Here is a 26,501-nt window from a genome sequence, read left to right as displayed (position 1 = left end):
GCAAGCCCTGTCCGGGGGGCGGGCCACTTCCGCCCTCCGGACGCACGGACGCCGACACCGCACGCCCCGGCGAACGTCCGCGGGCCGGCCGGCGTCCGTGCTCACCACGAACAGCGGGTCAGGTCGGCAACGGCCTGATGGTCACGTTCTTGGAGACGGTGACCTGGTCGATGTCGGAGGTGCGCACCGTGACCCGCAGGGTCCAGGTACCGGGCAGGGGAAGCCGCAGGCGGTCGGTGGCCCAATAGCCTCCCCGGTCAACGAGTTTCGCATCCAGCGGGCCGATCCGCTGGGCACGGTGGGTGAGGGTGAGACGGAGTTCGGGAACCGAGGACGGGCCCCCGTCGGGCCCGTACACGATGGCCTCCACGGTGTTGTCGCCCACTTGCCCCGGCGCGAAGGTGATCTGCGCTCTGCCGTGCCCGTTCGGGGTGCCGACATCGAACGGGATCACGGCCACGCTCGCCCTGGGAGCCTGGGCTGCGGCGGTCGCGGCGGCGCTCTCCACGGCGGCACGGCTGGGCTGGGTGCCGGTGAGCACCGTGGTGATCGCCAGGACCACCACGCCGAGGACGGCCTCGGCGGCGACCGATCGGCGCAGGCCACGCAGGTGGCGGCCGGACTCGGACGGGGAGTCCGAGGCGGCGGGGCTGACGCCCGGGGCGGGCGGCCCGTCGGCGTCCGTGTCCTCGGTTGTGTCGCCGCCCGAGGAGGCACCGGCGCCGACGGCCTGTGCCAGGCGGGCGCGCTGAGGGGCAGTCGCCGGGAGGGATTCCCGCGGTTGCGGCCGGTGGCCGAGTTGCGCGGTCCACTGGCGGGAGAATGCCGCCACGGTCAGTACCAGGACCACAGCGGCAACCTTGAGATTGAGGAGCCTGCCGTACTCGGTGGTGGCCAGGGCCTCCAAGGAGCCGACCTGTCGCCAGGACTGGTAGACGCCGGTTGCGACCATGACCACGACCGCGGTGAACGCCAGCCGGGAGAAGCGCGCCACCGCTGCTGCCGGGATCACCGTGCCTGCGGGTGCCCGGAACAGGGCGACGGCCAGCGCAAGCAGACCACCCAGCCACACCGCCATGGCAAGCAGATGCAGCACGGAGACGGGGATCGCCAACGGGACCTGGATACCGGTGGCGGCGTGGTCGGCAACGGCCCAGGTGAGGGCCAGACCCACGGCGAACAGCACACCCGCCCCGTACACCCCGGTCCCGAACTGCCGTTCACCGGTGAGCCGATCAGCTGCGTCGGCACGGGGAGCGGAAGACGCGTGCGTCGGTGGAGCGGCGTCAGCGGCCGAACCTTGACGCCTCCCCTCGGAACTGCCGCGGAGCCGGGTCGCCAACCGCAAGGCAAGGACTCCCGCCACGGCGAGCAGCAACAGCCGTGCCCCCAGGGCCAGCCCGCCCCTGCCCGTGACGGTCCGGCCCAGGAGCGACAGGTCGAACACCGCGGTGAGTCCCCGGCCGGTCTCGTACGGGCCACGGAGCAGCAGCAGGACGACGGTGGAGGCGAACAGCGCCGTCCAGCCTGTCAGCAGCAGCCTGCGCAGCGGGCGCAGACCTGCGCCGGCGGGCCAGCACCCGAGGGTGAACACGGCGACGCCGATGAGCAGGGCGAGACCGCCGTACGCGACGTAGCGGAAGGCGTCGTAGAGGCGGGAGACGGCGGTGTCGTCCGAGGTCTCGGCCGAGGGCGCGGCGGCGGCGGAGGCGGATGGTTCGCCGATGGAGAAGGTGAACGCACCGGAGATCGGGTGACCGTCCGCGGAGACGACCCGCCAGGACACCGTGTAGGTGCCCTCGGGCAGCTTGCCGCTCAGCATCACGCGGGCGGTGTCGGCCTTCCCGCCAGCGCGCGTGACCGCACCCTGGTCGACCCGCTCGTTCTTCGGGGACAGTACGCGCAGTGAGCCGTCGGCGAGGCTGACGCCTTCGCTGAAGGTGAGCGTGACCTGCTTCGGGGCCGCCTTGAGGACCGATACGTCGGCCGGTTCGGACCCGGTCAGGGTGGCGTGGGCGGAGGCGGGTCCGGCGCCGCCGAGGAGGAAGGCGAGCACGGCTCCGGCCAGGAGCAGGGCAGTCAGCGGTTTGGCCCGGCGCGATGCCACGAGCATGAGGGCAGCCTCCAGGGTGGGTCGTACGGTGCGGATGCGGGCGGGCCTGCGGTGAGGGGTGGGGTTGTCGCTACGACGCGCTCGGGGCCGGAGTCGGGCCGATGCCCCGCAGTTGCTGAATCGTCCCGCCGAGCTTGGTACGGAACTGCTCCAGCATCTCCGGCTCTTTCGCGCTGAGGATCCAGCGCGAGCCCACCAGGTACTTGCCGCCGTAGATGGCGGCGGATTCCAGCCAGGTCTGCTTGTACTTCTCCTCGGGGAAGGTGGTGATGAGGTAGTCGACCTTCTTCGTGTGGCAGAGGCCCTGGCGCAGTTGGTCCGCCTCGATGCGGATCTTGGGCTTGCAGCCGGTCAGGTTGGCGATCACCTCGACCTTCGCAGGCGCCACGGCCTCGGCCACGGGGCTGGTCGAGGGCTTGGGGTCCTCCGCGGCACCGTCCTCGCCCCCGCTGCAGGCCGTGGCCAGGGGAAGGAGGGCCAGGCTCGCGGCCAGCGCGGCGCCGCGTATCAGGCGGGCGGTGGGCAGGGTGCGGCCGGTACGTCCCCCATCTGACTGCTCCGGCTGTTCTGGCTGCTCGGGATGCTGTGGCACGTGCCTCTCCGTCTCCAGGCTGTTCCCGCCCGCGGTCAGCGGCCAGGAGTACGACAAGGGGTACGGGTGAACGCTGGGTGCCGTTCACCCCGGTATGTCATGGAATATCCGCGGGGCGGCAGAGGCGCCGCAGCCCAGCGAGGTTCAGCTCGATGGACTGGTGCGCGGGCAGGCCCCCGGCCGGCAGCCCGAGCTCCCCCTGCTGGTCGGCGATCTTCGCGGGGAACGTTCGGGCGTGCTCGCTGAGCGTGTGCATGAATATCGGCCTCGTGACTCTTCGTGGGGCTCTCGGGGAGGGAAGGCGCGAAGAGCGCGTGCCGCGCGCGTCCGGATACGCGTCAACGAGCCGGGGCGAGCGGCCGGTTGAACGCTCGGTCGGCGATGGAGGTGCGTACCGGTGGTGGGGAGGGTGCGCGGAGCACGCTGCCGATCAGCAGCGGAAGGTCTGCAGGGTGGTGAGGTCGGGCGCGAGTCCGCCGCCGGGGTTCCAGACGTCTCTCGCCGCACGGGGATGCGGCACGCCGGACACGACGACGAGGGACGTAATCGTCGCCCTCGCGCTCGCGTCCTCGGCGAGAGACGGCGGCTCGACGAGGTGAACTGCCCGGGGTGGCATGGCAAGAACGTCGTCGGCGGCCTCGTGGTGCTGCGACCCGGTACCGGCGTGAGCCACGGTGGACACGGGACTCTGCGCCGTCCTGGACTTCGCTTCGATTGTGGGTGCCACGGCTGACACCGCGCCCGGAGTGGCCGAGGAGTGGTGGGGCAGTCCGAAGTGCAGCAGGACGGCAGCAGCCAGCAGCACGGCTGCTGCCGCCATGCGCCGCATCACCACCGGACCCCCGGATGTCTTGCTCGTACTGACACCGGAACGTTACCGGCGCGCATCCCTCGAACATGCCGAACTACCCTGCAGGAAAGGTGACATGGGCAACACCACCACCTTCACTTCAAGAGCAATCACCCGGTTCGGTGGACCTTGCCGGATGTAGGAAGCGAGTGAGGGTCCAACGGCAGTGCGGCACTGTCCGCGGACGGCGGTCTCCAGCGCCGAAGAGGCGACACGGACGACCGTCCGGCCGCCCAGGGCCGTGACCGACGGGTCAAGGCTCGTTTCCGACCCCGGCGCGGAGCCGCGAGTTACCTCTCGGGCAAATACCCCGAGGGGTATTTGACGCTCCCCTCCAGGCCGCCGTACTCTCGCCGGAGAGATACCCCCGGGGGTAATTGAGAGCCAATCAAATGGCTCGTGAAGTGACACAGGAAGCGTTCGCGGCGGCCTGGGCCGACGGCGCGCTCGTGGTCGACGTCCGGGAGGCGGACGAGTACGCCGCCGGACACGTGCCCGGCGCCCGTCCGATGGCGCTGCGCACCGTGCCCACACGGTGCGGCGAACTGCCCGCCGACCGGCCGGTGTACGTGATCTGCGCCAGCGGCAACCGCAGCAGGACAGCCGCCGACTGGATGACCTCCCGCGGCGTCGACGCCTACTCGGTGACCGGCGGCACCGGCGCCTGGGCCCGCGCCGGCCGTCCCGTCGCGGCCGTTTCACACGAGCACGCCACCTGACCCTGCCGGGCCCCCGCACACCGGCCAGCCGGAAAGGAGCACCGCCTTGGCCGCCACCCCCTCCCCCACCGACACCCCGATCACCGGCCGCCACCGCGTCGCCGTCATCGGCGGCGGCAGCGCCGGCATCAGCGTCGCCGCCCGCCTGCGCCGCGCCGGCGTCAGTGACATCACCCTGGTCGAACCGTCCGACACCCACTGGTACCAGCCGCTGTGGACCCTGGTCGGCGGCGGCCAGGCACCCCTGCGCGTCACCCACCGCCCCGAGGGGTCGGTCATCCCGGACGGCGTGCGGTGGATCCGCCGCCGCGCCCTGGCCGTCGCCCCCGAGACCCGCACGGTGACGCTGTCCGGCGGCGCCGAACTCACCTACGAACATCTGGTGATGGCACCCGGTCTCCAGTTGGACTGGGACGGTGTCCCCGGCCTCGGCGAGGCAGTGGGTCACGATCGGGTGAGCAGCAACTACGCGCCCGAGTACGCTCCGCGCACCTGGGAGCTGATCAGCAGGATGCGGTCGGGCACGGCCGTCTTCACCCATCCGGCGACACCGCTGAAGTGCGGCGGCGCCCCGCAGAAGATCGCCTACCTGGCCGCCGACCACTGGCGCAGGCGCAAGGTGCTCGACGACATACGGATCGTCCTGGTCATCCCCGACCCGGTGATGTTCAAGGTGCCCGCCTGGTCCCAGGTGCTGGAGAAGGTGGCGGCGCGGTACGGGATCGAGGTGCGGCTGCGCTCCGAGATGACCGCCGTCGACGGCGACGCCCGCGAGATCACCGTCGCCGACCACGCGAACGGCACGAAGGAGACCATCGGCTACGGCCTTCTGCACGCCGTGCCGCCCCAGAGCGCCCCCGACTGGGTCAAGGCGAGCCCGCTCGCCGACCCGGCAAGCCCCCAAGGCTTCGTCGCCGCCGACAAGCACACCCTTCAACACCCGTCCTACGACAACGTCTTCGCCCTCGGCGACGTGGCGAACCTGCCCACCTCCAAGACCGGAGCCGCGGTGCGCAAGCAGGCCCCGGTGGTCGCGGCGAACCTGCTGGACGTGATGAACGGACGCTCCCCGGCGCACCGCTACGTCGGCTACACGTCCTGTCCGCTGGTGACGGCCCGCGACCGGATGCTGCTCGCCGAGTTCGACTACGACCTGAACCCCACGCCCACCTCCCGCTGCTCGACCCCTTCAAGGAGCGGCGCACGATGTGGCTGTTCAAGCGGTACGGCCTGCCGCCGGTGTACTGGCACGGCATGCTCACCGGCCGCCTCTGACCGGTCGGCCCGGGCACCCCCCGGCCCGGGCCGACCACCGTCCCCGCCCTCCGACAAGGGCGGACCAGACTCTCGAATATACCCCCAGGGTATTCAGTCCCATTCGACATGGAGGTCACCCGACCATGTTCTTCGCCCAGTACTACCTCGACTGCCTCTCCCAGGCGTCGTACATGATCGCCGACGAGACCACCGGCAAAGCCGTCGTCGTCGATCCGCGGCGCGACGTCTCCGAGTACGTCACCGACGCCGCCGAGCACGGTTTCACCATCGAGGCCGTCCTCAACACCCACTTCCACGCCGACTTCCTCGCCGGCCACCTGGAGCTCGCCGACCGCACCGGCGCCTGGATCGGCTACGGACAGCGCGCCGAGGCCGAGTACCCCATCCGCAAGCTCACCGACGGCGAGCACATCAGCCTCGGCGACGTCCAGCTCCAGATCCTCGAAACCCCGGGACATACGCCGGAGTCGATCAGCGTCCTGGTGTACGAGCACGCGCAGGACACCGTCCCCTACGGCGTCCTCACGGGTGACGCGCTGTTCATCGGCGACGTGGGCCGCCCCGACCTGCTCGCGTCGATCGGCGTGACCGCCGACGAACTCGGCAAGATGCTTTACGACACCATCCAGCACAAGTTGATGGACCTCCCGGATGCCGTGCGGGTCTTCCCGGCGCACGGCGCCGGATCCGCGTGCGGCAAGAACCTCTCCACCCAGCGGCAGTCCACCATCGGCGAGCAGCGCGCCACCAACTACGCCTGCCGGCCGATGAGCGAGGAGAAGTTCGTCGAGCTGGTGACGGCCGGGCAGCCGTCCGCGCCCGCCTACTTCGTCTACGACGCCATTCTCAACCGCAAGGAGCACGGCCTGTTCGACGCGGCCGCCGCGCCCCGGCCGCTGTCGGCCGGGGAGTTCCTGCAGCGGCGCGCGGCCGGGGCGGTCGTGGTCGACGCCCGCTCCCCGCAGGACTTCGCGCCCGGCCATCTGCGCGGCTCGGTCAACGTGCCCGCCGACGGGCGCTTCGCCGAGCAGGCCGGCATGGTCGTCGCCCCCGAGCAGGACGTCGTCGTCATCGCGCCCCAGGACCGCGAGGAAGAGGTCGTCACCCGCCTCGCCCGGATCGGCTTCGACAAGGTCTGCGGCTACCTGCGCGAACCCGAGGGCGCCTTCCCCGCCCTGGCCGACGAGATGGAACAGGCCAGCCGGCTCACCGCCGAGGGACTGCGTCGGCTGCTCGACGGCGACGAGCCCCCGCTGGTCCTGGACGTGCGCAACACCGCCGAGCGCGAAGAGGGCTTCATCGAGGGCTCGCTGCACATCCCGCTGGCCGAACTCGCCCGCCGCGTCGACGAGATCCCCGCCGACCGTCCCCTGGTCGTGCACTGCGCGGGCGGCCACCGCTCCTCCATCGCCGCCAGCCTGCTGCGCCACCACGGCCACACCGACGTCTCCGACCTGCTCGGCGGCTACGGCGCCTGGCTCGCCCTGCCCGCATCCGCCGACGTCTGATTCACCGCACTCCCGCCACCCTGCGCGACCTGGCCCTCTCCGGCGAAGGTCCGCGGCTGCCGGACGTGCGCACGCCCGGCGAGTTCCGCACCGCCCACATCCCCGGCTCCTACAACGTCCCCCTGGACACCCTGCGCGAGCACCGCGCCGAACTGCGCCACCACCTCGACGAGGACGTCATCCTCATCTGCCGCTCCGGCGCCCGCGCCGCCCAGGCCGAACAGGCCCTCGCCGAGGCCGGACTGCCCAACCTGCGCGTCCTCGACGGCGGCGTCATGGCCTGGGAGACCGCAGGAGGCCCGCTCACCCGCGGCCCGGAACGCTGGGACCTGGAGCGCCAGGTCCGGCTCGTCGCCGGAACCCTGGTGCTCGTGACCGGCGTCGCGGGCCTGTTCCTGCCCGGACTGCACCTGATCGGCACTGCGGTCGGGGCAGGGCTGGCCGTCGCCGCGCTCACCAACACCTGCGCCATGGGCATGCTGCTGGCGAAGCTGCCCTACAACCGCGGTCCCCGCGCCGACCTCGCCACCGTCGTCGCCGCCCTGCGGGATTCCTCGTGATCGCCGTCGTCATCGCCGCGTCCCTGCTCATCGGCGTCAGCCTCGGCGTGCTGGGCGGCGGCGGGTCCATCCTGACCGTGCCCATCCTGGTCTACCTGGCCGGAATGGAGACCAAGGAGGCCATCGCCACCTCGCTGTTCGTCGTCGGCGTCACCAGCGCCGCCGGCGTCGTCTCCCACGCGCGGGCCGGACGCGTCCGCTGGCGCACCGGGCTGCTGTTCGGCCTGGCCGGCATGACCGGCGCCTACGCGGGCGGACGGCTGGCCGAGTTCATCCCCGGCAGCGTCCTGCTCATCGCGTTCGCTCTGATGATGATCGCCACCGCCGTCGCCATGATCCGCGGCCGCCGGCAACAGCCGCGGAAGGTCCACCACGAACTCCCCGTCCCCCACGTCCTGCTGGACGGCATCGTCGTCGGCCTGGTCACCGGACTGGTCGGCGCGGGCGGAGGCTTCCTCGTCGTGCCCCGCGCTCAGCGGTCGACTGGACTCAGGAGCAGCCGACACCAGCGAGAGGGGCCCGGCCATGACCGGCAGCACACCGCAGACCCTCAGCACGAACCACCCGCAGCAGACAGACGTGCATCGCCTCCAGGTCACCCACGTCGAGGGCGACGCCTACACCGTGGACGTCCGCGGACACCGCCTCCACGTCGACCAGCCGCTGGAAGCGGGTGGCACGGACACCGCGCCCACCCCGACCGAGCTCTTCGCGGCCTCGCTGGCCACCTGCGTGGCGTTCTACGCGGGCCGCTACCTCCACCGGCACGGCCTACCCCTCGCCGGACTGCGCGTCCGTACCGAGTTCACCATGGCCACCGACCGCCCGGCGCGCGTCTCCTCCCTGCGCCTCGTGATCACCCCTCCGGCGGCGCTGTCCGAGCAGCGGCGGGCGGCACTGCTGGCCGTGGCCTCGCACTGCACGGTCCACAACACCCTCCACCAGCCGCCCGAGACCGACATCGAGCTGGAGCCATGAGCACGACCTCGGCGCCGACCGTTTCGGCACTGCTGGACCGGATCCGGGGCGGCCTCATCGGCGACGACGAGGTATTGGAGGGCCCCTACGGGCCGAAGCGGATCGTCTACGCCGACTACACCGCCTCCGGCCGCTCGCTCGACTTCATCGAGGACTTCGTCCGCGAGCAGGTGCTGCCGCGCTACGGCAACACCCACACGGAGAGCTCCAGCACCGGGTTGCAGACGACCCGGCTGCGCGAGGACGCCCGCCGGATCATCCGGGAGGCGGTCGGCGGCACCGAGGACGATCTGGTGATCTTCTGCGGGTCCGGTGCGACCGCCGCGGTCAGCAAACTGGTCGGTATCCTTCAGCTGCGCCCGGACCGGCCGCCACCCGCCGAGCGGCCGGTGGTCTTCGTCGGCCCCTACGAACACCACTCCAACGAGCTGCCCTGGCGCGAGTCCATCGCCGATGTGGTCGTGATCGACGAGGATCCCGACGGCCATGTCGACCTCACCGGGCTCGAAAGGGAACTACGCCGCCACGCCGGCCGCCCGCTGCGGATCGGCAGCTTCTCCGCCGCCTCCAACGTCACCGGCATCCTCACCGACACCGACCGCATCGCGCGGCTGCTGCACGCCTACGGCGCCCTGTCCTTCTGGGACTACGCGGCAGCGGCGCCGTACGTCCCGATCCGGACGGCCGAGAGCGCTCCGGGCGCGGGGGACCGCAAGGACGCTCTGTTCCTCTCCCCGCACAAGTTCGTCGGCGGTCCGCAGACCCCCGGCGTGCTCGTCGTGCGGCGCGAGCTGGTGCGCAACCGGGTGCCCACCGTGCCCGGCGGCGGCACGGTCGCCTTCGTCGATCCGCTCGGCCACCGCTATCTCGACGACCCCGTGGCCCGTGAGGAGGGCGGCACCCCCGCGATCGTCGAATCCGTCCGGGCCGGGCTCGTCTTCGCCCTCAAGCAGGCCGTCGGCACCGACACCATCCAGGCCGCCGAGGAACACCACTGGCTCCGCGCCCTCGCCGAATGGGACCGCGACCCCGGCATCGAGATCCTCGGGAACCACCACGCCCGCCGACTGTCCATCGTCTCCTTCCGGATCCGCCACGGCGACCGCTCCTACCTGCACCACAACTACGTGGTGGCCCTGCTCAACGACCTCTTCGGCATCCAGGCCCGCGGCGGCTGTTCCTGCGCAGGCCCCTACGGCCACCGCCTGCTGGCCATCGATGCCCCCACCTCGCACGCCCTGCTCGACGAGGTCGCACACGGCTGCGACGGCATCAAACCCGGCTGGATCCGCGTCAACTTCAACTACTTCATCAGCGACACCGTCCGCGACTACCTCATCGACGCCATCGACCTGATCGCCACGCACGGCCATCGCCTCCTGCCCGACTACCGCTTCGATGCGCACACCGGACAGTGGCACCACCACGACGGCCCCGCCGACGCTCCACTGCGGCTGACCGACGTGCGCTTCGGCGTCGACGGGTGGACCTCCGCCCCGGCCGTCCGCCATCACCGGCTGGGCGAGGAGGCGCTGTCCGGTCAACTCGCCCGTGCCCGCGAGGTGCTGGCCGCTCGTCCCGACCGTCTCGACGACGGCCCCACCGGACTGCCGGCCGACTTCGAGCACATGCGCTGGTTCCCGCTGCCTCCCGTCTGCATGGAACAAACCCGGACCGGCACCGGTTGAACCGAGCAGGCCAAGATACCCCGCCCGGTATAGAAGAGCGGAGGGAACACCATGCCGACCGTCGATTGCCGCAGGTGTGGGTGAGGGCGGAGAAGACCAGGCCGCCCGCGATGCCGGCCGAGATCAGCAGGAGGGCCGGATGCATGAGCAGGCCCCGAACGAGGCCGAGGAGAAGCAGGCTGCCGGCGGTGAAGCGCACCTGGCGTTCCATGCTCCAGCCGGAACGGGCGGTCGCAGGCTGCCGGCGTGTGCAGGTCGCGCTCCTCGGCGGCCCAGGCGTCGGCGCCCTCGACGAGGGTCGCCGTGGTGATGCCCTGCTCGGCCGGCAGCTTGCAGGCTCTCCGAGCGGACCCCCGAGGCGCACACGACGAGGACGTCGCCGCGCCCGGCGACGTGCCGTATCTCCGGCAGCACCCGCCGGACGCGCCCCAGGGGGATGTTCAGGGCGCCGGACAGATGGCCGGAGGCATACTCGGCGGTCGTTCGCACGTCGATGACGGTCAGCTCGTGCAGCCGCGTGCGGGCCTGATCCGTGGCGAGGGTGACAGGGGTCGGGGAGTTGGCCATGACAGGTGTGATCCTTACTGGTCGACGCCACCCCGAATCGGGACGTACAGTACCCCTAGGGGTATTTTTCGAGGAGTGATCGTGGAACTGGAGCTTGAGGGTACGGACCTGAAGGCCGTGCTGAACCGGCTGCGCCGGGCACAGGGTCAGATCTCCGGTGTGATCCGGATGATCGAGGAGGGGCGCGACTGCGAGGATGTCGTCACGCAGCTCGCCGCAGCATCGCGCGCGCTGGACCGTGCCGGTTTCGCGATCATCGCGACGGGCCTGCAGCAGTGCGTCACCGACATGGAGTCCGGGCGCAAGAACGGCGAGGACCCGGAGGCGATGCGCGCCCGTCTGGAGAAGCTGTTCCTGTCCCTGGCCTGAAGCTGCTCGCCGCGGCGGCGCCCGCCACGACAGCACGTCAATCAGCATGAAGGCCACGACCGCCGGCAGCACCAGGGTGAAGATCCGCTGAAGCGTGTGTCCGGAGACCTTCACGGCCAACCGCTTGCCGTCCCATGCGCCGAGGATCGCGGCCCCGACGAATGGGCCGACCACCGCCCAGTCCGGCCCCTCGACCGTGCCGGCGCGCATCGACAGTGCGGCCGGCGAGTTGACGCTGATGACCAGCAGGCTGGTGCCCACCGCGTTGCGCATCCGCATGCCGAGCACGGCCACCAGCGCCGGTACGGCCAGGAAGCCGCCAGCCGGCACCGAGGACACCGGTGACCGCGCCGAGCCCGGCACCGGCCGCCGCGGGACGCCCCGGCCGTACCGTCACGACTCCCTCAACGCCCGGCCCCGACCGCAGCATGCGCACGGCGCTCCCGCGACCACGGGGAACGCCGCCGTCAGTACGGTCTCCGGGATGCTGTCGGCGAGCGTGCTGCCCCGAATCGCCGGGCCGATCCCGGCGGGCGCGAACAGCAGCCCCGTACGCCAGCGCACATTCCCCGTCGCGGGCGTGCGCGACGAGCGCGGTGGCCGAGGTGAGCGTGACAATGACCAGACTCGCGGTCGTCGCCCCGACCGGACTCAAACCGAGCAGGTAGATCAGCGCGGGGACGGCCAGGGGACGCTTCCGCCGCCCCCGAGCGCGCCGAGCGCCAGGCCGATGACCCCTCCGGCGGCCAGGGCGAGCATGAGAGCGCTCACGCGACCGTGCCGTTCCGGCCACGCGCGTCCACCGCCGGCAGACCCGATCCGGCCCGCTCCCGCATCCCGCCGATCACGTCCACGGCCTCCGAGCCGCGGGCGACGAGCAGTTCGGCGTCCTGCCGGGAGCGGTTGCCGGAGCGGCAGATCACGACCAGGGGCCGCTCCTGCGCCTGAGCGGGCAGCCCCGCCCCGGCGGCCGGCGCGGACAGTGGCAGGTGCACGGCTCGCGGAGCGCGCCCCACTTGCCACTCGCACGGCTCGCGCACTTCCAGCAGCACGGCGTGCCCCGCCGCGCCCGGTGCTCGCGGCCGCGCCTCCTGCACGCTCACCCGGCTCGGGCCGCCCCGGGCCCGTCGGAAGATGCTCATCTCGGTTCCTCGCTCCCGGGCCGGCCGACCGTGCCGATCAGAAGTGAGCCGCCGGTGAACACCGCGGCCGCCGCGCCGTCCTCCTCCGAGATCCGCACCCCGCGCCGAGGGCCGCCGCGATCACCTGGTCGACGTCTCACGGCGGGTCGACCGCCACCGCCGTGCGCTCACCGCCGGCGAAACAGCTGCGGTTGCCGAGCCCCGACACCTCGATCGTGTCGACGAAGAACACGAGGTACTCCCTTCCAGTGAATATTTACCCTTGGGGGTATACATTCGACGTAGACGAGTACCCCGGGGGGTATCCAAAGGGGCGAAAGCTCGTGGAACCACCTCACGAGTACCTCGCACACGACCGGTAACCCGCCCCGAGCGAGCTGACAAGAAGGGCCACCGCCATGCGCTACGACCGCACTGTGCACCTCGACTCCGACTTCGCCACCACCGTGGAGCGCGTCCGCGAAGCCCTCGCCGCGCAGGGTTTCGGCATCCTCACGGAGATCGACGTCACCGCCACTCTCAAGGCCAAGCTCGACCAGGACATGGAGGACTACGTCATCCTCGGTGCCTGCAACCCGCCCCTCGCCCACCGCGCCTTGGAGGCCGACCGCTCCATCGGCTTGCTGCTGCCCTGCAACGTCGTCGTCCGCCGCCAGGGCGACCGCACCGCCGTACAGGCTCTCGACCCGAACACGATGGTCACCCTCACCGAACTCGACGCCCTGCGCCCCGTCGCCGAGGACGCCACCCGCCGCCTCGACGCCGCCCTTGCCTCACTCACCACGCCCGACACGAGCATCTGACCGGCAGCTCGGCTCAACACGCGCCGGACGCCCTCACAGGGCCCGCCCCATGCCGACTCCAGGGCGAATCCCGGCCTTAGCGCCGCCCAGGACGGCAAGCGGACACGAGCCGGCGACCCACAGGACGTTTGCCGTGAACATCGAGCAACCAGAACGCCGCCTACTCCCAGACCGAAGGACTCGCCCTGCCCGCCAAGAACCTCCACGGCGCCGGCCGTCCTTTGACCAAGCCCCCGTAAGCGGCCCCGCCCCAGACCACCAGGTCGAACCGGAGCTGAGCGAGCCGGATCATCCCCTCGGCACTGGTGCCTGCCGTTCCGACGCGATATCCCGCCAACTCCAGTGCGCCGGCGAGGAGTTCGGTTACCCCGGGATCTGGGTCGACGACCAGGACATGCCGCCCGCCACCACGAGGCGGTGACGGCTTCTCACTGGTGATGATGTTCCTGTGCATGGCAAGACCATTCGGGTAGGGCTTACGCTTCACGACTGAACGGCAGGCCAGGGGCTCGGCCCCGGCCTGAAGAGGCCGCCCGCACAAGGTCTCCGCATCGCCGTCAGGCAGAGGGCCGAACGTCGATGTCGACCTCGGCGTGAGCGACGAAGTCGTCGACAAGCCGGTGGAAAAGCACGGAGAGCTGCACCAGGTCCTCGGGCGACCAGTCCGCCAGAGCCATCTCCATGCCCCGGCGGCGCACCTCCTGCATGCGCTCGACCGCGGCCAGACCAGCCGGAGTCAGCTGAACTCGCTGGGCCCGCCGGTCGTCCGGATCCGGGGCGCGAGCCACGTAACCGGCCCTCTCCAGCTGCCGCAACTGCCGGGCGATGTGGGATGCCTCCACGGACAGCCGGGCCGCCAGCACTCCGGGACGCAGTGGCTCGCTTTCGGCGATGTACCCATGATCGCCGCGGCGTCCCGGTCCAGCGACAGGCCGGACTCGGCCATCAGGCGCTCGTGCTGGCGGGCCCGGTCGCGGCCAGATAGGTGATGCGGGTCAGGGCGCGCTCACTCTCGGTCACAGCCGTCGGGACGGGTGCCGACGTGGGGTGCGGTGTGGACATGGGACCACCATAGAAGTGCTTGCCTGAGTTTAAGCAAGATGAAAAGTTGCTTGACTTAGGCAAGGCAATCTGCTTGCCTAACTCGAGCAGCCTGGATGGGCGCTGCGTCACGTGTCGCGCTGACCATCCGAGTCCTACGGCCACCGGCCGTAGGACTGCAGACCGCCACGAAACCCTCGGCGATGCCCCGTGACCGCACGGCGCACCAGAGCGCCTGACCAGCGACCCAACACACCTGACACTCCATCAGAACAAGCGTCAAATGAGCGTCACGAGCGTCATTTCAGCGTCAGGATATCGCCCGCAACGCCCGCACCGCACATAATGCGCACGCACAAAACCGCAGGTCAGGAGCCCTTCGCAGCCGGTTCGAGGATCGCCACGCACTGAGGGGTGCACAACCTGAATCTCCGCTGGTCAGCGGTGCTGGCGTGGGAGGCCAGTGGCGTACTCGCGGCGGTGGGCGGCGGGAGTCTGGAGCGTAGATCATCTGACACGTCGGGGATGGGGCTTTCCGGCTTTGTCCGCGCCGCAGCGGTCGGGGTTCCTACGATCGCGGGCGGGGTGCCTGATCGTTCGGGAGGGGAAGCGTGTCACGGCCGCGCCACCTCCGCGACCTGCACGTTCACGTTGAACACAGCTCAATGGGGCCGGTGGCCTACGAGTTAGGGGATGCGGCTCTGGCGGCGTGTCTGCGTGTACGCGTGCGTCTATGCGGCATGTTCTGAAGTCCTCCCGTGACTGACATTTGCGCGTCCTTCCCAGGCGTCGAGGGCCCGGTCGAGGGCCGCTTTGACGCCGGCTGTGTAGGCGGCGGCGTGGAGCAGATGGTTCTCGGCGGTGCGCAGTTCTGTGCAAATCTTCAGGCGTCGCTCGTCGAGGGCGACGCCTTCGGTTGGTCGAGTAGCACCGGCCGTGGCTCGTCGCCCGGTGGCGACCGGTTCGAACTCCGGGGTCACTCCTGGGGAGTTCTTCACCGCGTGGCACCAGTCGGCGAGTTGGGCGATGACGTGCGCGTCGTCGGCTATCCGGCCGGCAAGGTCGTCCAGCCTCCTCCGGTCGGCAGGATTCGAATACGTGTGCTCATTGAACTGCATGGCGAGGGTTCCTCTTCAAGCCATAGCAGGGGTGTCGTGATGTGGGGTTCGCGCAGGTCAGGGGGTGCCCTGCGACCGGCAGAGGCGTTGGCCGTCACCTCAGCCGTCGAGGCAACGTGCCGCCCCCTGGGAAAGTACTTGCCAGTTAGGAAAATGCTTAGTACTTTCCCTCTAGGAAAGTACTTCGAGGAGGGCATATGTCTGACCAGGTACGGCCGGAGGAGGCCGCACGCGCACTCACCGAGATCGGCCAGCGGCAGGAGCAGGTCATCCGGATGGCCGGCACTCCCAACTGGTTCTGGTGGGCCATCGCGTTCCTGATGGTCGCGATGTCAGCGGTTGCCGAGACCGGGCAGGGGCCCGTCGCCGTGATCGGCACCGCCGTGTTGGTGGCCGGCGTGCTCACCACCGCCGGGCTGGTGGCGTTCCGCGCGGCCCGCACACCCCAGCCGCGCACCAGCCTGCCCGTCCCCCGTTTCGTGGTCGCGGCTCTGGTCTTCGCGGCGGTCCTCGTCGGCGTATCGCTGGCCGCCACGTTCACCCTGAAGGCGTCCGGGGTCTCGTACCCCGGGACCATCGGTGTCTCGGTCACCGCCGTGGTGCTTGTGGTCGGTGGACCGATGCAAACGCGGTACCTTCAGCGCCTCATGCTCGCGAACCGGCCCGGGAGCCGTCGGTGACCAAGCCCAAGTTCGACGAGCTGATCCACGCACCCACCCGGCTCTCGCTCGTCTCCTTGCTCGCAGCCACCGAGTGGGCGGACTTCAAGTTCCTGCGCGACAGCGCCGGCCTGTCGGACTCCGCCCTGTCCAAACAGCTCACGACGCTCGAGGCCGCCGGCTACATCGAGATCCGCAAGGGCTTCGTCGGAAAGCGGCCGCGCACGTCGGCGCGGCTCACCAGCGTCGGCCGGGCCGCCTTCGATCAGCACGTCGCGGCCCTGCAGGAGATCATCGCCAAGGCAGGCGCGTCGGTACTCCCCTCGACCTGAAGGACGCACGGAAGGGTCCCTCCCACGCTCTCGGGACATCACACGACCGCCCGCCACGTGGACACATCGAACGCGAAACGCTCCCGATTGAGTTGTGTTTTACGTGAACGCGTAGTCGCGGGGGTGGCGTGGCCGGGTGATGCCGTACCGGTACTGGTCGCGGGGGCCTGTCTGGCGTGAAGATCGTCGGTCAGCGGGCGATCTCGTGCCAGGTGAGGATCATCAGCGCCCGTACGAGTCGGGTGGCCCACTTCACGTCGAGGCGGAGCTTGGCTAGTATCCGCCAGTTCTTCAGATGCGCGAAGGCGTGCTCGCATACCGCCCGTTCCGCCGCGATCAGCTGGTTGACCAGCTTCTTCGCGGGCGGGAGCTTCTTGCCCTTGGGCTTCTTGTAGCCGGTGATGACCGCCGGGTCGGCGTCCGGGCCGCCGTCGTCGAGGCCGACGAAGCCGAGGTCGGCGATGGCGGCGAGGCCGGCCTCGCGGAGCCGGCCGACCAGGTCGTCGTGACGGCAGGCGGTGATCTCCGAGCCGCGCGCCGGGCGGGCGGTGGAGGTCCACAACAGCCGTCCCTTGACGTCGGTCAGGGCGATGACCAGCAGCCCGTGCCGTTTGTGCTTCGCCGACCAGCGCCGCCGCATGGGCAGGCCCGTCTGGCGCTGGGTGGGTATCAGCGACCCGTCGAGCAGAACCACGCTGCCACCCTCCCGGGCGATTTTCGCCAGCACCCGCTCCAACCTGGGGGCTCGCGCGGCCAGCAGGTCGATCATCTCCTTCAGCCACCGGTCCACCGTGGTACGGGAGATGTCGTTGCCGCCGGCGAGGTCGGCCAGGCGCTGGTCATGCCGCAGCGCGGCCAGCACGATCACCGCGATCCGCCCGGCCGGGAGCTTCCGCCACCGCGAGCGGATCTGCTTCAGGTGGGCGCGCAGCAGCCCGGTCAGGAAGGTCAGGGTCTGCGTGGACAGCGTCAGCCGGCACTGGTAGACAAGCTCGGTGTGGGCCCCGGCCGGGGGAGACTTTGTAGGCATACGTCATCAACTCGGGCCGGGGGCCGCCTGGTTACGGCCTCACCGCGGGAGATCACGCCCGGATGGTGAAGGTGCCGTTCGACAGCTTGTGCAGCCAGCCCCGATCGGCCAGCTTCGACAGCTTCCCGCGCAGCGGCTCCAGCCGGCCGGGCACCGAGGCGTCGATCCCCAGCTCGGCGCCGACGTCCTTGACCATCACCGGCCCGCCCGCCGCCTTCACTATCCCAAGCATCCGCCGGTAGTCGCCGGGCAGCGCGGACGCACCCGGAACGTCGCTGCGGTGCGGCACCTTCAGCACCGACCGGCCCGCGACCTGCACCCGCTGCGGTGCCCCGGCGTCCGCCTCCTCGGCGACAGCCTCGACTTCCTGCTCGTACAGACGCCGCAGCACCCGCTCCGCGACAGCCAACTCCTCGCGCTCGGCGTCCACCTCGGCCAGCTGCTTGGCCAGCGCCTCCGCGAGCTGGTCCAGCTCAACCCGGCGAGCTGCGACCTTCTCCAGCGACGACACGCTTCCCCTCCCGAACGATCAGGCACCCCGCCCGCGATCGTAGGAACCCCGACCGCTGCGGCGCGGACAAAGCCGGAAAGCCCCATCCCCGACGTGTCAGATGATCTACGCTCCAGACTCCCGCCGCCCACCGCCGCGAGTACGCCACTGGCCTCCCACGCCAGCACCGCTGACCAGCGGAGATTCAGGTTGTGCACCCCTCACTCCACATGATGCGTCATCGGAAAGATGTCGGTCTGAGCGGGTCTCGGAAAAGCCCAGGTCAGAGCAGGTTTCTCGGCTCACTGTCCCGCGTGCGGGCGCCCAGAGCGTCAAACGAGCGTCACGGTCGGCAGTTCTCTTTCGGGGCCCACAGGCTGCCACGGTCAGCTCACCCAGCTGGGGCCTCCGCCGCTGGCTCCGGACGCCGGTTCGCACGTCATGCCCCGCACCACTTCTCGGGTCGCCACAGTCGAGCCTGCCTTTCAGCCCATGACACCCCACACCCACGCCGAAGAACCTCTCGGGGGCGGAGGCCGAGGACCTCGCGCTGCACGGGGAGAAGTTCCGCGCCTGCCTGACCTCCACATCCAGATGCTGTGCCGAGTGCCGGCTCACTGCCCAAGCATGCGGTCGCGGGCCCAGCCCAGACCGTCGGCCAAGGAAGTGAGCTGCTCGGGGGTCAGTACGTCGATGAGCAGCTCGCGGACCGCGGTCACATGGCCGGGTCCAGATGAAGCTCATCAACGATGACTGGTCGGATGTGGAGGACGACCCCGGCGCGGTCGGGGAGATCGCGATCAAGGGCTACAACATCATGAAGGGCTACTACAAGCACCCCGAGGCCACCTCGTAGGCCATCAGCCAAGAATGGTTCCGCGCCGGAGATCTGGCTCGCAAGGACGCGGACGGCTTCTACTTCGTCGTCGACCGGTCCGAGGACATGATCATTCGCGGCGGGTTCAACGTCTACCCGCGCGAGCTCGAGGAGGTGCTCATGGAGCACCCCGCGATCAATTCGCAGGCTACAAATACCCGCGCATCGTCGCGTTCGTCGACGCCCTGCCCATGACCGCCACCGGGAAGATCCTCATGCGCGAACTGTCCTAGAAGGCAGGGCCGTGTCCGGCGCCACGGGTTCCCTGCGCACTGCCCGCGCCTCGCGGCTGTCACCCGTCGCGTCGGTCGCCGGTCCACGGCTACGAGGACGGGCTCAGTGCTGATCCGCTGCCGGCGGCCTGGCCTCGAGCCTTTTCGACAACGTCGGGATCGGCTACTCGCCGCCCCAGGGTCCGTCTTCGAACAATGTGGTCCAAGGGTGGGGACATGGCCCAGAACGTCATGGTGTTGCGCATGCATCCGCGGCACGCGACCGCGCTGGTACGGGCCCTGCTGGCGCTGACGCACCACCAGGTGGCTCGGTGACCGATGATCTCCCCGCAACGATCACGTGATGAGCTGCGCGAACACCCCAACGACTCGTCACACCAGGGCCGTTGACCTGCATGAACCATGGTGGAACTTCCTTATTCCTTGAAAGCGTGGCTCAGCGGCCTGGGAGAGACCTCGTCCGTGATCCACAGAAATCAAGTCGGCTTGGGCACTTGACGTGTTGCATGCAACACATCACACTCAACCCATTCGTACGGATCGGACAACAAGGACAACAGGAGGTCCGATGGCGCCGACCAAAGTGCATGTCCTGGACTGCGGGGCCATGAGTTGCGATCTGGCCTGGCTGCTGCTGAAGCCGGGCCGCACCATGCGCTCCCGCGCCGACCGCGACCGGCCGGTCGAGTGGTATCCCTGCACGACCCACGCCGTTCTCGTGGAGACATCGGAAGGCACACTGCTCTGGGACACCAGCTGCCCGCGCGACTGGGAGACCCGGTGGGAACCGACCGGGCTGCAGGAGTTCTTCCCCTACGACCAGGTGAGTGACGAGCAGTACCTCGACGCCCAGTTGGGCCGGCTCGGCGTAAGCCCCGAGCGGCTGGACTACGTCGTGCTGTCGCACCTTCACTTCGACCACGCCGGGAACGTGAACATGTTCGCCGGCACCGGCGCGCGGCTGGTGTGCCACTCGGAAGAACAGAAGTGGGCCTTCGGCTACGAGGGCGCCTTCAACGGGGCACACCTGAAGGCGGATTACGAGGGCCTCGACTTCGAGACCGTCTCGGGCGACACCGAGATCCTTCCGGGGGTCACCCTGATCGAGGCCCCGGGGCACACACCGGGGACCATGGCGATGAAGGTGGACCTGCCGGAGACCGGTTCGATGATCTTCACGTCGGACGCCGTCTACATGGGCGACTCCTACGGCCCCCCTGCCGTACCGGCGGCCATCGTCAACGACCTGTCGGCCTGGTACGGCTCGGTCGAGAAGATCCGCGGCCTGGCCGAGCAGTCGAACGCCCAGGTCGTCTTCGGCCATGACGCCGAGCAGCTGCGCTCCATGCGCCGGGCCCCGGACGGCTACTACTCATGATTCCGGACACGTCCACGGAGACGGTTTTCACCTACGGTTCGCCAGCCCTGAAGTTCGGGGCTGGAGCCAGCGATGAGATCGGGTTCGATCTGGCCCGCCTTGGGGCGGGACGGGTCCTGGTCGTCACCGATCCCCAGATCGCCGCCACCGGGCACCCTCAGCGGGTCGCCGAACAGATGGCGAAGTTCGGTGTCGAAGCCCACGTGTTCGACGGCGTACACGTCGAGCCCACGGACGCCAGCCTGCGGCAGGCCATCGACCATGCCCGAGGCTCGGGTCCCTGGGACGCGTTCGTGGCCGTCGGCGGCGGTTCCAGCATTGACACCGCCAAGGCCGTCAACCTGCTCACCACCAACACCGGTGAGCTGATGGACTACATCAACGCGCCCGTGGGCGCTGCCAAGGCGCCCGCCCAACCCCTCAAGCCGCTGGTCGCGGTGCCCACCACGACCGGTACCGGTTCGGAGAGCACCACGATCTGCGTGCTGGACGTGCTCTCGCTGAAGGTGAAGACCGGCATCAGTCACGCCTGGCTGCGGCCCACGCTGGCTGTCGTGGACCCGACGCTCACGGTCACCCAACCCCCCGAGGTCACCGCCTCGTCCGGGATGGACATCCTCTGCCACGCGCTGGAGAGCTACACCGCTCGACCGTACGACTCCTACGACCGCAATACGCCCGAGCAGCGGGTGCCCTACTGCGGTGCCAACCCCATCTCCGACATGTGGTCCGAGCAGGCGCTCCGACTGCTGTGCCGCTCGTTCCGGTCGGCGGTGCGCGACGGCGAGAACGTGGCGGCGCGCGTGGACATGGCACTGGCCGCGACGATGGCCGGACTGGGGTTCGGCAATGCCGGAGTCCACATCCCGCACGCCAACGCCTATCCGATCGCCGGGCGGGTCAAGGAGTTCCGGCCGCCCGGCTACGCGGTGCACGAGCCGATGGTGCCCCATGGCATGTCGGTGTCGCTCACCGCACCGGAGGCGTTCAGGTTCACCTTCTCCGCCCGGCCGGAACGGCACGTGCGCGCCGCCGAGTTGCTGGACCCGACCGCCGACAGGCCGAAGGACCTCGCCGACTTCCTGCCCACCATGCTGACGGAACTCATGCAGGACATCGGCATCCCGAATGGTATCGGCGGCGTCGGTTACACCCCGTCGGACGTCCCCGACCTGGTCGAGGGGGCGATGAAGCAGCAGAGGCTGCTCGCCACCGCTCCCCGGCCGGTCACGGACGAGGACATCGAGCGGATCCTCGTCCGCTCGATGGACAACTGGTGAGGCGGTCATGGCCATCTACGATCTGAAGTGTCCGTCCGGCCACCGCCGCGAGGTCATCCAGTCCTTCACCGCGCCCCTGCCGGACTGCCCGGTCTGCGGGGCGCCGACGTCCAAGGTTCCCAGCGTCTTCGGTCTCGCGGGCGCCGCGAAGCTGCCGCCGTCCGCGGAGTCGATGCCACAGACCTGGCGTGGCACCTACGAGGGCGATCGGGACTACGTGACCCACCTGCGGCGCACGGCCGAGGAGCGCCGGCGTCTGGAGGACGCCCACCCGGAACTGGCCGGCGACCGCCGGCCGATCGTGGCACACGAGGGACGCTTCGAGCAGCGACCGCTGCGGGCCGGCGACCCAGTGCCCGGCGTGGGCGCTGGAGAAACCCACGTCCACAGCCACCCCCACACCGAGGCTCACGGCCACGGCCACACGCATGGTCCCGGCCACACGCACGGTCAGCCACCCGGCCAGGGCGGCGAACCCGCGCCACCCTCGAGCCAGTGACCGGTCGCACACAGCCCGACGACCGCTCTCCCCCACGTGGCCGCCAGTGCAGCCGACTCCGACAGCCTGCTCCGCTCCTTGGGCCACCGCCGCCCCTGGGACGCACTGCTTGCCCACATCACAGGCCCCCCCACGAGACATCAGGAGTCCCCTCGGACATGCACGCGGTGGAGATGGATCCGAACGAGGTGGTCGCCGCCCTGCGCGCGGCGGGCGTGACGGAGGTGGACGCCTCGACGCGCCGGAGAGCCGAATACGCGACCGACGCCTCGCTGTACCGGGTCGTACCCACCGCCGTCGCCTTCCCGAGGGGGGCCGATGACGTGGCGGCCGCCTTGGCGGTATGCCACGATCTGGGCGTCCCCCTGACGGCACGGGGCGCCGGCACGTCGATCGCCGGCAACGCCGTGGGCAGCGGCGTGGTGCTGGACTTCTCCCGGCACCTGACCCGCATCTGCCACGTGGACGCCGAGTCCAGGACGGCTGTGGTCGAACCGGGCGTCGTACTCGACGATCTCCAGCGGGCCGCGGGCGCCCACGGACTGCGTTTCGGTCCCGACCCCTCGACGCACAGCCGCTGCACGATCGGCGGCATGATCGGCAACAACGCCTGCGGTTCACGCGCTCTGGGCTACGGCCGCACCGCCGACAACGTCGTCGAACTGGACGTGCTCACCGGTGGCGGCGAGCGACTCACCGCCGTCCGCTCGGCCGACCCGCGGTCCTCACCGACGCTGTCGAAACTGCAGGAGGTGGTGCGGGCCAACCTCGGACCCCTCCGTACCGAATTCGGGCGGTTCGGTCGGCAGGTGTCCGGATACTCGCTCGAGCACCTGCTGCCGGAGCGCGGATTCGACGTCGCACGTGCCCTGGTCGGCACCGAGGGCACGTGCGGAGTACTGCTCGGCGCCAAGGTGCGGTTGGTCGCGGTCCCGGCGCGGACATCCCTGGTGGTGCTGGGCTACCCGGATCTGGCGACGGCCGCCGACGCCGTCCCGCACATCACCGCCCACTCACCCGTCGCGGTGGAGGGGCTGGATGCCCGCATTGTGGATGTCGTGCGCGCCCGGCGCGGCGCCGACGCGGTGCCGCCGCTGCCCAAGGGCGGCGGCTGGCTCTTCGTCGAGCTGTCCGACGACGACGAGAGCGCCCTCGCCGTGCGGCAGTCCGCCGTGGTGGCGGCGGACACGGGTGCGAGCGGTCACCGGATCATCACCGACCCGGCGCAGGCCGCCGCGCTGTGGCGGATCAGAGAGGACGGCGCCGGACTGGCCGCCCGCTCACAACGCGGCCGTGCCGCGCACGCCGGCTGGGAGGACGCCGCCGTCCCACCGGAGCGGCTCGGTGCCTATCTCCGCGAATTCGAGGCTCTGCTCACCGATCATGAGCTGACCGGTACACCGTACGGGCATTTCGGTGACGGCTGCGTGCACGTCCGTATCGACTTCCCTCTGACCGAGCCGCGCGGTCCGGTGGTCTTCAGAGAGTTCCTGCTCGAGGCGGCCGAGTTGGTGGCCCGGTACGGCGGCTCCCTGTCCGGCGAACACGGTGACGGGCGGGCCCGGGGCGAGTTGCTGCCGTTGATGTACTCCTCCGCGGCCCTGAGGGCGATCAGCGCCGTCAAGGACGTGTTCGACCCGGCCGGCGTCCTGAACGCCGGGGTCATCGTGCGTCCCCGCCCGCTCGACGCTGATTTGCGGACCCCGGCGGCCCACCCGATCCGCACCGACCTGGCTTTCGGCTACCGGGAGGACGCCGGGGATTTCACCGCCGCGGTTCACCGCTGCACCGGAGTGGGCAAGTGCCGCGCCGATCCGACGGGGGACGGTGGGGTGATGTGCCCCTCCTACCGGGCCACCCGGGACGAGAAGGACTCCACGCGGGGCCGCGCGCGAGTGCTGCAGGAGATGACGGTCGGCTCACTGGTGCCCGACTGGCGGGCGCCCGCCGTACGCGAGGCGCTGGATCTGTGCCTGGCGTGCAAGGGCTGCGCGTCGGACTGCCCGACCGGCGTCGACATGGCCATGTACAAGGCCGAGGCCCTCTACCAGGCATATCGTCATCGTCCACGACCGCCGGCGCACTACGCGCTGGGAAGCCTGCCGACCTGGTCGCGGCTCGCCTCCCTCGCGCCGGGACTGGTCAACCGTGCCACGTCCGGTCCGCTGGCCGCACCGGGCAAGCGCATGGCGGGAGTGGACCCGCGCCGCGATGTGCCGCCGTTCGCCCGCCAGACCTTCCGGCGCTGGTTCAGCGAGCACCGGCGCGAACGCGGTCGCGTCGGCGACCCGGGCGATCCGGTGCTCCTGTGGGTCGACACGTTCACCGACCACTTCACCCCGCAGGTGGGCATCGCCGCCGTACGGGTGCTGGAGCATGCCGGATTCGCGGTCCGCATTCCCCGGAAGAAGCTGTGCTGCGGCCTGACCTGGATCTCCACCGGTCGTCTGGACACGGCGCGGCGGATACTGCGCCGGTCTGTGGCGGAGCTGCGTCCGCTGGTCGCGGACGGCATACCCGTGGTGGGCCTGGAACCGTCGTGCACCGCCGTCTTCCGCTCCGACGCCCTCGAACTGCTCGGTGGTGATCCCGCCGCACAGGAGGTGGCGGGTGGCGTCCGGACGCTCGCCGAGCACCTCGCCCCGCGCGCCGGGTGGGAACCACCGAACCTGGACGGCGTGCGTGTGGTCGCCCAGCCGCACTGCCACCAGCATGCCGTCATGGGCTGGGAGCACGACCGCGAGTTGCTCACAAGGGCTGGGAGCACGGTACGGAGAGTCGGGGGCTGCTGCGGACAGGCCGGGAACTTCGGCGCCGAACGCGGCCACTACGACGTCAGCGTCGCCATCGCCGAGAGCGCTCTGCTGCCGGCCGTACGCGAAGCGGGTCCCGACGCTGTGGTGTTGACCGACGGGTTCTCCTGCCGCACTCAGCTGTCCGACCTCGGAGCCCGCGAGGGTGTCCACCTGGCCGAACTTCTCGCATCCCGCCTCGAATGATGCGGCTCGGGCTGCGCGCTCACGTCAACAAGGCCCGGGCATGTCACACGTAACATGTCAGGTGCGGCGTAGCGAGGCGCCGGGAGTACGAGCGAGCAGGAGGCCCAGGGTGCGGGAGATCGCCGGTAACGCGAATCTGAGTACGCAGATCGCCGAGGTGGTCAAGGAAGCGATAGTCACCGGAGAAATGCGGCCCGGTGAGCTGTACTCCGTCAGCCAACTCGCGGACCGGCTGAGCGTCTCTCGTACCCCGGCACGCGAGGCGCTGCTGGGACTGGTCGATCTCGGCCTGGTGCGGATCGAGCGCAACCGCGGCTTCAGGGTCGTACGGCGCGAGCCCCGGCAGATCGCCGAGGTCTTCCACCTGCGTCTGTTGCTGGAGGTGCCCGCCGCCCGACTGGCGGCCCAGCACGTCGATCTCGCCCTGATCGACGGCCTGCGGCGGGAACTGGCGGACATGGGTGCGGCGGCAGCCGACCACGACGAAGCCCGCTTCATGGCCCATGATCGAGCCTTCCACGCGCTCATCCTCACCGCCGGGGGCAACTCGCTGCTCGTCACGACAGTCGGCAATCTGCGCGACACCATCGCCACGGTCGGCGCCTCCACCGTCGACCGCACCCGCTCACTCGCCGACATCGCCGCCGAGCACCTGCCCATCCTCGACGCGCTCGCCGATCGCGACCCGGCTGCGGCCGCCGACGCGATGCGACGGCACGTGGCGCACACCGGAGAACTCCTTCTGGCCCAGGTCGCAGCCGAGAGCGGCCGGCATCTGACACCCGACGAGGCGGAACTCATCCGCGGCACAAAGGACAAGGCCAAGGAGTGAGCCGCGGCCGTGGTCCCCTGCCTCCATCTGGCCTTGGGTGACCCCTTCGGGAGCGGTGACGTTCACAGTGCGCCCTCGTGACCGCCGTGCGTCGGCTGGCGCTGAAGCACCACCAGGTGGTTCGGTGACCGATGATCTCCCCGCAAACGTCACCGTGATGAGCTGCGCGAGCACCCCGACGACTCGTCGCACCAGGGCTGTTGACCTGCATGAACCACGATGGAACTTCCTCAGTGGGGCAGTTCGCGGAAGAAGGTGCGGATGTCGCCGACGAGGTGTCGATGACCACCGTCTCGTCGGGCACCGACGTGAACAGGCCGGCCAGCTGGCCCGCCACCCCGAACGGGATCGACAGGACGATGACGTCCTGGTCCTGGACGGCGTCGGCGAGGTCCGCCGCGCGGGCGCCGGACTCCAGCACCTCCGCCCGGACGGCCTCGGGGCCGCGGGCGTCGGCCACCTGGACGTCGTGACCGGCCGTGCTGAGTTTGGCGGCGAGGTTCCCGCCGATGACACCGGCGCCTATGACAGTAATTTTCATGATTTGTCCCTTGGGGGATTGTGCT

Annotated in this window: 25 protein-coding genes and 6 pseudogenes; 17 read left to right on the top strand and 14 right to left on the bottom strand. The window is 70.2% G+C overall.

Features of this window, described 5'->3' with window-relative positions; all coding sequences use genetic code 11:
• Positions 1-118: 118 nt before the first annotated feature.
• The 4 genes from ACFYO0_RS30340 to ACFYO0_RS30325 all read right to left on the bottom strand — a co-directional run bounded on the left by ACFYO0_RS30340 (position 119) and on the right by ACFYO0_RS30325 (position 3,525).
• Positions 119-2,113: a copper resistance CopC/CopD family protein gene (locus ACFYO0_RS30340; RefSeq protein ID WP_388682404.1), complete on the bottom strand. Its 1,995-nt coding sequence runs from the start codon at positions 2,111-2,113 to the stop codon at positions 119-121.
• 70 nt (positions 2,114-2,183) lie between these two features.
• On the bottom strand, positions 2,184-2,705 hold the full coding sequence (locus ACFYO0_RS30335) for a hypothetical protein (RefSeq protein ID WP_388682402.1): 522 nt from the start codon (positions 2,703-2,705) through the stop codon (positions 2,184-2,186).
• Positions 2,706-2,802: 97 nt separating this feature from the next.
• Entirely contained in the window at positions 2,803-2,961 is a 159-nt protein-coding gene (locus ACFYO0_RS30330; protein ID WP_388682400.1) for a hypothetical protein, read from the bottom strand.
• A 174-nt stretch (positions 2,962-3,135) separates the two neighbouring features.
• Positions 3,136-3,525 (bottom strand): hypothetical protein, encoded by a 390-nt coding sequence (locus ACFYO0_RS30325; protein WP_388682398.1) that lies wholly within the window; start codon positions 3,523-3,525, stop codon positions 3,136-3,138.
• 422 nt (positions 3,526-3,947) lie between these two features.
• On the opposite strand from ACFYO0_RS30325, the gene ACFYO0_RS30320 reads away from it, so the two are divergent.
• The 7 genes and pseudogenes from ACFYO0_RS30320 to ACFYO0_RS30290 all read left to right on the top strand — a co-directional run bounded on the left by ACFYO0_RS30320 (position 3,948) and on the right by ACFYO0_RS30290 (position 10,286).
• Positions 3,948-4,274, top strand: a complete 327-nt coding sequence (locus ACFYO0_RS30320) for a rhodanese-like domain-containing protein (protein WP_388682396.1) — start codon at positions 3,948-3,950, stop codon at positions 4,272-4,274.
• A 46-nt stretch (positions 4,275-4,320) separates the two neighbouring features.
• A pseudogene (locus tag ACFYO0_RS30315) lies at positions 4,321-5,549 on the top strand (FAD-dependent oxidoreductase).
• Positions 5,550-5,674: 125 nt separating this feature from the next.
• A complete protein-coding gene (locus ACFYO0_RS30310) occupies positions 5,675-7,060 on the top strand; it encodes a rhodanese-like domain-containing protein (RefSeq protein ID WP_388682394.1) in 1,386 nt (461 codons plus the stop codon).
• Entirely contained in the window at positions 7,045-7,620 is a 576-nt protein-coding gene (locus tag ACFYO0_RS30305; RefSeq protein WP_388682700.1) for a rhodanese-like domain-containing protein, read from the top strand. The genes ACFYO0_RS30310 and ACFYO0_RS30305 overlap by 16 nt, the downstream gene beginning before the upstream one ends.
• A pseudogene (locus tag ACFYO0_RS30300) lies at positions 7,617-8,111 on the top strand (sulfite exporter TauE/SafE family protein); the annotation flags it as partial. The gene ACFYO0_RS30305 and the pseudogene ACFYO0_RS30300, both read left to right, overlap by 4 nt.
• 34 nt (positions 8,112-8,145) lie before the next feature.
• A complete protein-coding gene (locus ACFYO0_RS30295) occupies positions 8,146-8,598 on the top strand; it encodes an OsmC family protein (protein ID WP_388682698.1) in 453 nt (150 codons plus the stop codon).
• The gene (locus tag ACFYO0_RS30290; protein WP_388682696.1) at positions 8,595-10,286 is read left to right on the top strand and encodes an aminotransferase class V-fold PLP-dependent enzyme; all 1,692 of its coding nucleotides are present in this window, start codon (positions 8,595-8,597) and stop codon (positions 10,284-10,286) included. Before ACFYO0_RS30295 ends, ACFYO0_RS30290 begins: the two co-directional genes overlap by 4 nt.
• A gap of 67 nt (positions 10,287-10,353) precedes the next feature.
• Here ACFYO0_RS30290 and ACFYO0_RS30285 read toward each other — a convergent pair.
• Positions 10,354-10,853: pseudogene (locus tag ACFYO0_RS30285) on the bottom strand (rhodanese-like domain-containing protein); the annotation flags it as partial.
• 81 nt (positions 10,854-10,934) lie between these two features.
• Here ACFYO0_RS30285 and ACFYO0_RS30280 point away from each other — a divergent pair.
• On the top strand, positions 10,935-11,222 hold the full coding sequence (locus tag ACFYO0_RS30280; protein ID WP_388682694.1) for a metal-sensitive transcriptional regulator: 288 nt from the start codon (positions 10,935-10,937) through the stop codon (positions 11,220-11,222).
• A gap of 27 nt (positions 11,223-11,249) precedes the next feature.
• Here ACFYO0_RS30280 and ACFYO0_RS30275 read toward each other — a convergent pair.
• The 3 genes and pseudogenes from ACFYO0_RS30275 to ACFYO0_RS30265 form a co-directional block, all read right to left on the bottom strand.
• Positions 11,250-11,993, bottom strand: a pseudogene (locus ACFYO0_RS30275) (sulfite exporter TauE/SafE family protein); the annotation flags it as partial.
• Positions 11,990-12,364, bottom strand: a complete 375-nt coding sequence (locus ACFYO0_RS30270) for a rhodanese-like domain-containing protein (protein WP_388682392.1) — start codon at positions 12,362-12,364, stop codon at positions 11,990-11,992. The pseudogene ACFYO0_RS30275 and the gene ACFYO0_RS30270, both read right to left, overlap by 4 nt.
• A pseudogene (locus ACFYO0_RS30265) lies at positions 12,364-12,596 on the bottom strand (hypothetical protein); the annotation flags it as partial. The gene ACFYO0_RS30270 and the pseudogene ACFYO0_RS30265, both read right to left, overlap by 1 nt.
• 166 nt (positions 12,597-12,762) lie before the next feature.
• Between ACFYO0_RS30265 and ACFYO0_RS30260 the strand changes: the two are divergent.
• The gene (locus ACFYO0_RS30260) at positions 12,763-13,167 is read left to right on the top strand and encodes a DUF302 domain-containing protein (RefSeq protein WP_388682390.1); all 405 of its coding nucleotides are present in this window, start codon (positions 12,763-12,765) and stop codon (positions 13,165-13,167) included.
• A 160-nt stretch (positions 13,168-13,327) separates the two neighbouring features.
• On the opposite strand, the gene ACFYO0_RS30255 is transcribed toward ACFYO0_RS30260, so the two are convergent.
• The 3 genes and pseudogenes from ACFYO0_RS30255 to ACFYO0_RS30245 form a co-directional block, all read right to left on the bottom strand.
• Complete coding sequence (locus ACFYO0_RS30255; protein ID WP_388682385.1) at positions 13,328-13,621, bottom strand: hypothetical protein; 294 nt, start codon at positions 13,619-13,621, stop codon at positions 13,328-13,330.
• 103 nt (positions 13,622-13,724) lie between these two features.
• Positions 13,725-14,229, bottom strand: a pseudogene (locus ACFYO0_RS30250) (MarR family winged helix-turn-helix transcriptional regulator).
• 710 nt (positions 14,230-14,939) lie between these two features.
• Positions 14,940-15,326, bottom strand: coding sequence for a hypothetical protein (locus tag ACFYO0_RS30245; protein ID WP_345571675.1), 387 nt, complete (start codon positions 15,324-15,326; stop codon positions 14,940-14,942).
• 197 nt (positions 15,327-15,523) lie between these two features.
• Between ACFYO0_RS30245 and ACFYO0_RS30240 the strand changes: the two genes are divergently transcribed.
• Together ACFYO0_RS30240 and ACFYO0_RS30235 are read left to right on the top strand one after the other, a co-directional pair.
• Positions 15,524-16,006, top strand: coding sequence for a hypothetical protein (locus ACFYO0_RS30240; protein WP_388682383.1), 483 nt, complete (start codon positions 15,524-15,526; stop codon positions 16,004-16,006).
• Positions 16,003-16,317 carry a transcriptional regulator gene (locus ACFYO0_RS30235; RefSeq protein ID WP_306935027.1) on the top strand — a complete coding sequence of 105 codons (315 nt, stop codon included), beginning with the start codon at positions 16,003-16,005 and terminating at the stop codon, positions 16,315-16,317. Before ACFYO0_RS30240 ends, ACFYO0_RS30235 begins: the two co-directional genes overlap by 4 nt.
• Positions 16,318-16,507: 190 nt before the next feature.
• On the opposite strand, the gene ACFYO0_RS30230 is transcribed toward ACFYO0_RS30235, so the two are convergent.
• Together ACFYO0_RS30230 and ACFYO0_RS30225 are read right to left on the bottom strand one after the other, a co-directional pair.
• Entirely contained in the window at positions 16,508-17,347 is an 840-nt protein-coding gene (locus ACFYO0_RS30230) for a transposase family protein (RefSeq protein ID WP_345571677.1), read from the bottom strand.
• 52 nt (positions 17,348-17,399) lie between these two features.
• Complete coding sequence (locus ACFYO0_RS30225) at positions 17,400-17,858, bottom strand: hypothetical protein (RefSeq protein WP_388682380.1); 459 nt, start codon at positions 17,856-17,858, stop codon at positions 17,400-17,402.
• A 712-nt stretch (positions 17,859-18,570) separates the two neighbouring features.
• Between ACFYO0_RS30225 and ACFYO0_RS30220 the strand changes: the two genes are divergently transcribed.
• From ACFYO0_RS30220 to ACFYO0_RS30195, 6 genes are all read left to right on the top strand, one after another.
• The gene (locus ACFYO0_RS30220; RefSeq protein WP_388682378.1) at positions 18,571-18,693 is read left to right on the top strand and encodes a hypothetical protein; all 123 of its coding nucleotides are present in this window, start codon (positions 18,571-18,573) and stop codon (positions 18,691-18,693) included.
• 822 nt (positions 18,694-19,515) lie between these two features.
• A complete protein-coding gene (locus tag ACFYO0_RS30215) occupies positions 19,516-20,325 on the top strand; it encodes an N-acyl homoserine lactonase family protein (protein ID WP_388682376.1) in 810 nt (269 codons plus the stop codon).
• Entirely contained in the window at positions 20,322-21,605 is a 1,284-nt protein-coding gene (locus ACFYO0_RS30210; protein ID WP_388682374.1) for a hydroxyacid-oxoacid transhydrogenase, read from the top strand. The genes ACFYO0_RS30215 and ACFYO0_RS30210 overlap by 4 nt, the downstream gene beginning before the upstream one ends.
• Positions 21,606-21,612: 7 nt before the next feature.
• On the top strand, positions 21,613-22,104 hold the full coding sequence (locus tag ACFYO0_RS30205; RefSeq protein WP_388682372.1) for a zinc ribbon domain-containing protein: 492 nt from the start codon (positions 21,613-21,615) through the stop codon (positions 22,102-22,104).
• A 158-nt stretch (positions 22,105-22,262) separates the two neighbouring features.
• Positions 22,263-25,103, top strand: a complete 2,841-nt coding sequence (locus ACFYO0_RS30200; RefSeq protein WP_388682370.1) for an FAD-binding and (Fe-S)-binding domain-containing protein — start codon at positions 22,263-22,265, stop codon at positions 25,101-25,103.
• 109 nt (positions 25,104-25,212) lie between these two features.
• On the top strand, positions 25,213-25,935 hold the full coding sequence (locus ACFYO0_RS30195) for a GntR family transcriptional regulator (protein WP_388682368.1): 723 nt from the start codon (positions 25,213-25,215) through the stop codon (positions 25,933-25,935).
• Here the strand turns inward: ACFYO0_RS30195 and ACFYO0_RS30190 are convergent.
• Positions 25,901-26,476 carry an NAD(P)-binding domain-containing protein gene (locus tag ACFYO0_RS30190; RefSeq protein ID WP_388682366.1) on the bottom strand — a complete coding sequence of 192 codons (576 nt, stop codon included), beginning with the start codon at positions 26,474-26,476 and terminating at the stop codon, positions 25,901-25,903. The genes ACFYO0_RS30195 and ACFYO0_RS30190 overlap by 35 nt on opposite strands.
• Between the last annotated feature and the right edge of the window lie 25 nt (positions 26,477-26,501).

Origin of the sequence: Streptomyces sp. NPDC006365 (assembly GCF_042870755.1) — a bacterium.
GTDB classification, from domain to species: domain Bacteria; phylum Actinomycetota; class Actinomycetes; order Streptomycetales; family Streptomycetaceae; genus Streptomyces; species Streptomyces xiangluensis.
This window is presented reverse-complemented; position numbering and strand designations above follow the sequence as displayed.

What these genes read in the sequence shown, in the direction of transcription:
- ACFYO0_RS30340 (WP_388682404.1), bottom strand. Translation starts at nt 2,113, where the DNA reads ATGCTCGTGGCATCGCGCCGGGCCAAACCGCTGACTGCCCTGCTCCTG.
- ACFYO0_RS30330 (WP_388682400.1), bottom strand. Translation starts at nt 2,961, where the DNA reads ATGCACACGCTCAGCGAGCACGCCCGAACGTTCCCCGCGAAGATCGCC.
- ACFYO0_RS30325 (WP_388682398.1), bottom strand. Translation starts at nt 3,525, where the DNA reads ATGGCGGCAGCAGCCGTGCTGCTGGCTGCTGCCGTCCTGCTGCACTTC.
- ACFYO0_RS30320 (WP_388682396.1), top strand. Translation starts at nt 3,948, where the DNA reads ATGGCTCGTGAAGTGACACAGGAAGCGTTCGCGGCGGCCTGGGCCGAC.
- ACFYO0_RS30310 (WP_388682394.1), top strand. Translation starts at nt 5,675, where the DNA reads ATGTTCTTCGCCCAGTACTACCTCGACTGCCTCTCCCAGGCGTCGTAC.
- ACFYO0_RS30295 (WP_388682698.1), top strand. Translation starts at nt 8,146, where the DNA reads ATGACCGGCAGCACACCGCAGACCCTCAGCACGAACCACCCGCAGCAG.
- ACFYO0_RS30290 (WP_388682696.1), top strand. Translation starts at nt 8,595, where the DNA reads ATGAGCACGACCTCGGCGCCGACCGTTTCGGCACTGCTGGACCGGATC.
- ACFYO0_RS30270 (WP_388682392.1), bottom strand. Translation starts at nt 12,364, where the DNA reads ATGAGCATCTTCCGACGGGCCCGGGGCGGCCCGAGCCGGGTGAGCGTG.
- ACFYO0_RS30260 (WP_388682390.1), top strand. Translation starts at nt 12,763, where the DNA reads ATGCGCTACGACCGCACTGTGCACCTCGACTCCGACTTCGCCACCACC.
- ACFYO0_RS30255 (WP_388682385.1), bottom strand. Translation starts at nt 13,621, where the DNA reads ATGCACAGGAACATCATCACCAGTGAGAAGCCGTCACCGCCTCGTGGT.
- ACFYO0_RS30245 (WP_345571675.1), bottom strand. Translation starts at nt 15,326, where the DNA reads ATGCAGTTCAATGAGCACACGTATTCGAATCCTGCCGACCGGAGGAGG.
- ACFYO0_RS30240 (WP_388682383.1), top strand. Translation starts at nt 15,524, where the DNA reads ATGTCTGACCAGGTACGGCCGGAGGAGGCCGCACGCGCACTCACCGAG.
- ACFYO0_RS30230 (WP_345571677.1), bottom strand. Translation starts at nt 17,347, where the DNA reads ATGCCTACAAAGTCTCCCCCGGCCGGGGCCCACACCGAGCTTGTCTAC.
- ACFYO0_RS30220 (WP_388682378.1), top strand. Translation starts at nt 18,571, where the DNA reads ATGAAGCTCATCAACGATGACTGGTCGGATGTGGAGGACGACCCCGGC.
- ACFYO0_RS30215 (WP_388682376.1), top strand. Translation starts at nt 19,516, where the DNA reads ATGGCGCCGACCAAAGTGCATGTCCTGGACTGCGGGGCCATGAGTTGC.
- ACFYO0_RS30210 (WP_388682374.1), top strand. Translation starts at nt 20,322, where the DNA reads ATGATTCCGGACACGTCCACGGAGACGGTTTTCACCTACGGTTCGCCA.
- ACFYO0_RS30205 (WP_388682372.1), top strand. Translation starts at nt 21,613, where the DNA reads ATGGCCATCTACGATCTGAAGTGTCCGTCCGGCCACCGCCGCGAGGTC.
- ACFYO0_RS30200 (WP_388682370.1), top strand. Translation starts at nt 22,263, where the DNA reads ATGCACGCGGTGGAGATGGATCCGAACGAGGTGGTCGCCGCCCTGCGC.
- ACFYO0_RS30190 (WP_388682366.1), bottom strand. Translation starts at nt 26,476, where the DNA reads ATGAAAATTACTGTCATAGGCGCCGGTGTCATCGGCGGGAACCTCGCC.